We start from the raw sequence: 3,921 nt of genomic DNA, 5'->3' as shown, positions 1-3,921 counted from the left end.
CCCAAAAGAAGACGCTTGACCTTTAATGTCGTGCGCCTCAGCATACAATTCCGCTTGAAGCTCAGGCACCGCGTCCCCAGATACCAAGTAGTCTTTCATTCTTGCAATCGCACCCTCGAGCACTAAGCGATATTCTGACTGAGATGCGCGAAAAAGTTGATCAGCCATTTTCTGCATTTCACCCAACGATGGACCGTCACCCTCGCCAATCGCTTCACGCAACTTGTTTGGCGGAGTGTAAACCTCAACATCTTGAGCATTGGTATTATCGTACTTCTTTGGCATGTTTTTGCTCACTATTGGCATCCAATTCACCAGCGGTGTCACCCGCACGGCGATCCATCCCTTCAAATCCCCGTAACGTCCTGCGCCGGTCCGGCCCTACATATTCTGCTATTTTGACGAACTGGCGTGGGTGATTACGCATGTGCACGAAACGGTCATAGACTCCTTCAACGGACAAAGGTTTGCACAGTATTTCGCTCGCGCCCACGTCTCTTGCCAGTCGAATGGCAGGCGCAGATGAATATGCTGTTGCAACCAAAATAGGCAAATGCCGGATATCCTCAGAGGCATGTGCCCGAATTCGGCGGATTAATTCATAACCATTTTTTGGCTTCATGAGTAGATCAACAACAACTATATCAGGCAGATTTTTAATGATCGCTGCTAAGCAATCTACAGAAGAACTACAATATCGGACCTTCTTTATATTCATTGCTGCAAATATGATCCGCATAATTTCAAGCGCGAACTCACTGTCGTCCACAACTATGATATCGAGGTCAGAAAAATTATACCGATGAGAAGGCGAAGGCATAAATACATCCAGACGAATCGAAAGAGTTGAAGGTAAGCAACTCAGTAGTCATTGTGATGAAAATTCAATCTATTGCAAGCGGGTTGCACTCGCCCTACCTTACAAGTTTATCTTAGCCAACTCGCTTAAATGCGTTTTGCGCATGAACAAATGCGCATCTATCGTTGGAATAGCCCCAATTGATCTGATAAAATGTTTGAAGTTTAAAATAACCTATAGGTATGACCCGTGACAACTGAGCGCCCTAGCATTCGCGATAAAGACCGCCCTGACTTGGGGGCATTCACTTGGCAGGACCCATTCCGGCTTGATGATCAGCTAACCGAAGAAGAGCGCATGGTGCAAGATACTGCCCGCGCCTTTGCTGATGAAAAGCTGCGCCCACGTGTGCGCGAAGCCTATAACGATGAAACAACCGACCCTGCCCTATTCAAAGAAATGGGCGATATGGGTCTGCTTGGCTCAACTATTCCCGAAGAATACGGCGGCGTGGACATGGGCTATGTGGCCTACGGTCTGATCGCCCGCGAGGTTGAGCGTGTCGACAGCGGCTACCGCTCCATGATGTCGGTGCAGTCCTCTTTGGTGATTTACCCGATTTACGCATATGGATCAGAAGAACAGCGCCAAAAATACTTGCCCGGCCTTATCTCCGGTGACCTAATTGGTTGCTTCGGCCTTACTGAACCTGACGCAGGTTCAGACCCTGGCGGCATGTTGACCCGCGCCACAAAAACTGAAAATGGCTATGTGCTCAACGGCACAAAAATGTGGATTTCAAACAGCCCAATCGCTGACGTGTTTGTGGTTTGGGCCAAGTCTGATGCCCATGACAATAAAATCCGTGGCTTTGTTTTGGACAAAGGCATGAAAGGTCTTTCTGCGCCAAAAATCGGCGGAAAACTTTCCCTTCGCGCATCAATCACCGGTGAAATCGTGATGGAAAATGTGGAAGTGGGCGAAGACGCTTTGCTGCCCCATGTTGAAGGCCTAAAAGGCCCATTCGGTTGTTTGAACCGCGCCCGTTACGGCATTTCTTGGGGCGCCATGGGCGCTGCAGAGGCTTGCTGGCATGCCGCCAACAAATATGGCATGGAGCGCAAACAGTTCGGCAAACCTTTGGCGCAAATGCAATTGTTCCAAATGAAATTGGCCAACATGATGACCGACATTACGCTGGGCTTACAAGGCTCATTGCGCGTGGGTCGTTTGATGAATGAAGCCAACGCCGCGCCTGAAATGATCTCATTGATGAAGCGCAACAACTGCGTGAAAGCCTTGGACATTGCCCGCATGGCACGTGACATGCACGGCGGCAACGGCATTTCGGACGAATTCGATGTAATCCGACATATGATCAACCTTGAAACCGTGAACACCTATGAAGGCACCGCCGACGTTCATGCGCTAATTCTTGGTCGTTCACAAACTGGTTTGCAGGCCTTTTTTTGATGAACAAGCCACTTGAAGGGCTCAAAGTCCTCGAACTTGCACGCGTTTTGGCTGGCCCTTGGGTCGGCCAAACGCTCGCTGATCTTGGCGCCGATGTGATCAAGGTGGAAAGCCCTCAGGGTGATGATACCCGCACCTGGGGCCCTCCATTTGTCGAGCGCAAAGACGACAAATCTGCCGCCTATTTTCACGCCTGCAACCGGGGCAAACGCTCCATTGCTTTGAATTTCAAAGAAGCCGCTGACCGTGAGATCGTTATCGAATTGGTCAAACAGTCGGACGTTTTGGTTGAAAACTTCAAACTCAATGGCCTAAAAAAATATGGCCTTGATTATGAAACACTCAAACAAATCAACCCGCGCCTAATTTATTGCTCAATCACAGGCTTTGGCCAAACCGGCCCCTATGCCAGCCAACCGGGCTACGATTTTATCGTGCAAGGCATGTCGGGCATGATGTCGATCACAGGAGAACCGGGCCGCGAACCGCAAAAAATCGGCACCGCTTTGGCTGACATTATGACCGGGCTTTACGCCACCATCGGCATTCAAGCCGCCTTGTGGCAGCGCGAACGCACTGGCCTTGGTCAACAAGTTGATCTGGCGCTGTTGGATTCAATGGTTGGCGTTCTGGCCAACCAAGCCATGAATTATTTGGTATCCGGTGTCGCCCCACAACGCATGGGCAATGCGCACCCCAATATTGTGCCTTATCAAGTGCTCGAAGTGAAGAACGGTCACATCATTTTGGCCGTCGGCAATGACGGGCAATTCCAACGCCTATGCCACTTGCTTCAGCTCGATCATCTATCGACAGACGAAGCCTACGCCACCAATTCGGCACGCCAAATCCACCGCGAAGCATTGACCAAAATTCTGGCAGAAGCCTTCGCCAAATGGGATAAGTTGGAACTGCTCGACGCATTACATCAATGCAACGTACCTGCAGGTCCAATCAACAATATCGACGAGGTCTTTGCAGACCCCCAAGTCATCTCGCGCGGCATGCAGCTTGATCTTGATGGTGTGCCCGGTGTGCGCACCCCCATTACATTTTCCGATGCTGAACTCACCCTTAATGAGGCATCGCCAAAAGTCGATCAGCACCGTGCTGAAATATTAGCTGAACTGAAAAACAACAAACAATAGGACCATTTTGAAATGGCAAAACTGACCGGCGGCGAAATTCTGGTGAAATGCCTTGAGGCCCAACGCGTAGACCGCGTGTTTTGTGTGCCCGGCGAAAGCTATCTGGCTGTTCTGGATGGCCTTGTTGACAGCAATATCGACGTGGTCACCTCTCGTCATGAAGGTGGCGCGGCCATTATGGCTGAAGCGGACGGCAAAATGCTAGGCCGCCCCGGCATTTGCATGGTTACCCGCGGCCCCGGCGCCACCAACGCCACTGCCGGTCTGCACATTGCCCGGCAGGATTCGATCCCGATGATCCTGTTCATCGGCCAAGTCGCGCGCAATATGATTGAACGTGAGGCGTTTCAAGAGATCGACTATCGGCGCATGTTTGGACAAATGGCGAAATGGGTCACCCAAATCGACGACGCATCCCGCATCCAAGAATACATCAGCCGCGCTTACCGCGTTGCACTGTCGGGCAGACCCGGCCCCGTCGTGATCGCACTGCCGGAAGAC

General features: G+C 51.1%; 4 protein-coding genes and 1 pseudogene. 3 read left to right on the top strand and 2 right to left on the bottom strand.

Annotated features, from left to right (window positions below; genetic code table 11):
- Both Q0231_RS04080 and Q0231_RS04075 read right to left on the bottom strand, forming a co-directional pair.
- Nucleotides 1-285, bottom strand: a pseudogene (locus Q0231_RS04080) (hypothetical protein); the annotation flags it as partial.
- Nucleotides 266-820 (bottom strand): two-component system response regulator, encoded by a 555-nt coding sequence (locus Q0231_RS04075; protein ID WP_269394400.1) that lies wholly within the window; start codon nt 818-820, stop codon nt 266-268. The gene Q0231_RS04075 and the pseudogene Q0231_RS04080, both read right to left, overlap by 20 nt.
- Nucleotides 821-1,093: 273 nt before the next feature.
- On the opposite strand from Q0231_RS04075, the gene Q0231_RS04070 reads away from it, so the two are divergent.
- The 3 genes from Q0231_RS04070 to Q0231_RS04060 all read left to right on the top strand — a co-directional run.
- A complete protein-coding gene (locus Q0231_RS04070) occupies nt 1,094-2,272 on the top strand; it encodes an acyl-CoA dehydrogenase (RefSeq protein WP_299345423.1) in 1,179 nt (392 codons plus the stop codon).
- On the top strand, nt 2,272-3,420 hold the full coding sequence (locus Q0231_RS04065; RefSeq protein ID WP_299345420.1) for a CaiB/BaiF CoA-transferase family protein: 1,149 nt from the start codon (nt 2,272-2,274) through the stop codon (nt 3,418-3,420). The genes Q0231_RS04070 and Q0231_RS04065 overlap by 1 nt, the downstream gene beginning before the upstream one ends.
- Before the next feature lie 12 nt (nt 3,421-3,432).
- Nucleotides 3,433-3,921: thiamine pyrophosphate-binding protein (locus tag Q0231_RS04060; protein ID WP_299345417.1), on the top strand; the 489-nt coding region annotated here is incomplete at its 3' end.

This window comes from uncultured Maritalea sp. (genome assembly GCF_937139385.1).
Classification (GTDB): Bacteria; Pseudomonadota; Alphaproteobacteria; order Rhizobiales; family Devosiaceae; genus Maritalea; species Maritalea porphyrae_A.
The sequence above is the reverse complement of the archived record's forward strand: the minus strand, read 5'-3'. Positions and strand labels throughout refer to the sequence as shown.

What these genes read in the sequence shown, in the direction of transcription:
- Q0231_RS04075 (WP_269394400.1), bottom strand. Translation starts at nt 820, where the DNA reads ATGCCTTCGCCTTCTCATCGGTATAATTTTTCTGACCTCGATATCATA.
- Q0231_RS04065 (WP_299345420.1), top strand. Translation starts at nt 2,272, where the DNA reads ATGAACAAGCCACTTGAAGGGCTCAAAGTCCTCGAACTTGCACGCGTT.